This is a genomic window from Janthinobacterium algoris (assembly GCF_051380935.1).
Taxonomy (GTDB): Bacteria; Pseudomonadota; Gammaproteobacteria; order Burkholderiales; family Burkholderiaceae_D; genus Janthinobacterium.
Genome location: NZ_JBNYXZ010000043.1, coordinates 1 through 1,505, shown reverse-complemented (window position 1 = coordinate 1,505; position 1,505 = coordinate 1). Strand labels below are relative to the sequence as shown.

Sequence of the window (1,505 nt, the reverse complement as noted above, 5' to 3'; positions counted from 1 at the left end):
GGTACTGGTTCACTATCGGTCGATTACGAGTATTTAGCCTTGGAGGATGGTCCCCCCATATTCAGACAGGATGTCACGTGTCCCGCCCTACTTGTCGTACGCTTAGTATCACCGGTCTGATTTCGAATACGGGACTATCACCCGCTACGGTTCCTATTTCCAGAGGATTCTTCTATCAGTCCGACTATCACGTACAGGCTCTTCCCATTTCGCTCGCCGCTACTTTGGGAATCTCGGTTGATTTCTTTTCCTGCAGCTACTTAGATGTTTCAGTTCGCCGCGTTCGCCTTGCAACCCTATGTATTCAGGTTGCAATACCCTAAAAGGGTGGGTTGCCCCATTCGGAAATCTGCGGATCAAAGTGTGTTTGCTCACTCCCCGCAGCTTATCGCAAGCTACTACGTCCTTCATCGCCTGTAATCGCCAAGGCATCCACCATGTGCACTTATTCGCTTGTCCCTATAACGTTAGCCTCTTCATTCTTTCAAACGAAAAGAGCGCTACAGGGATAAGAAAGTACAACGTTGTTGCTTGTTTGTTGATACATACAATCATTACCCATCGATTTGCTTTTTACGGCAAACCAATCAATAAATAATCTTTACTTCTTCCAGATTGTTAAAGAACGAAACAGCTTTGATCGCTAAAAGATCAAACCTAAACCACAGTCTTGTTGACTGGCTTACGTTTGCACTTTCGAGTAAAACTTTGGTGGAGGATGACGGGATCGAACCGACGACCCCCTGCTTGCAAAGCAGGTGCTCTCCCAGCTGAGCTAATCCCCCGGGAATTATGTACTAGCTAATTAGCTGGTAGGGCTGGTTGGACTCGAACCAACGACCCCCGCGTTATCAACACGGTGCTCTAACCAGCTGAGCTACAGCCCCAACGCGGTGCTACTACGACTACTGTTTCTTCTTCATTTAACAGCCGATAAGTGTGAACATTTGATGCGTGAATCATTTACATGATTCGTGCAAACTCTAGAAAGGAGGTGATCCAGCCGCACCTTCCGATACGGCTACCTTGTTACGACTTCACCCCAGTCACGAATCCTACCGTGGTAAGCGCCCTCCTTGCGGTTAAGCTACCTACTTCTGGTAAAACCCGCTCCCATGGTGTGACGGGCGGTGTGTACAAGACCCGGGAACGTATTCACCGCGACATGCTGATCCGCGATTACTAGCGATTCCAACTTCATGCAGTCGAGTTGCAGACTACAATCCGGACTACGATACACTTTCTGCGATTAGCTCCCCCTCGCGGGTTGGCGGCGCTCTGTATGTACCATTGTATGACGTGTGAAGCCCTACCCATAAGGGCCATGAGGACTTGACGTCATCCCCACCTTCCTCCGGTTTGTCACCGGCAGTCTCATTAGAGTGCCCTTTCGTAGCAACTAATGACAAGGGTTGCGCTCGTTGCGGGACTTAACCCAACATCTCACGACACGAGCTGACGACAGCCATGCAGCACCTGTGTACTGGTTCTCTTTCGAGCACTCC

Annotated in this window: 2 tRNA genes and 2 rRNA genes; all 4 read right to left on the bottom strand. The window is 49.6% G+C overall.

Annotated features, from left to right (window positions below):
- A 23S ribosomal RNA gene (locus tag ACQ4W7_RS29100) occupies positions 1 to 459 on the bottom strand; the annotation flags it as partial.
- A gap of 250 nt (positions 460 to 709) precedes the next feature.
- Positions 710 to 785, bottom strand: a tRNA-Ala gene (locus ACQ4W7_RS29095).
- A 25-nt stretch (positions 786 to 810) separates the two neighbouring features.
- Positions 811 to 887: transfer RNA gene (locus tag ACQ4W7_RS29090), tRNA-Ile, on the bottom strand.
- 100 nt (positions 888 to 987) lie between these two features.
- A 16S ribosomal RNA gene (locus ACQ4W7_RS29085) occupies positions 988 to 1,505 on the bottom strand; the annotation flags it as partial.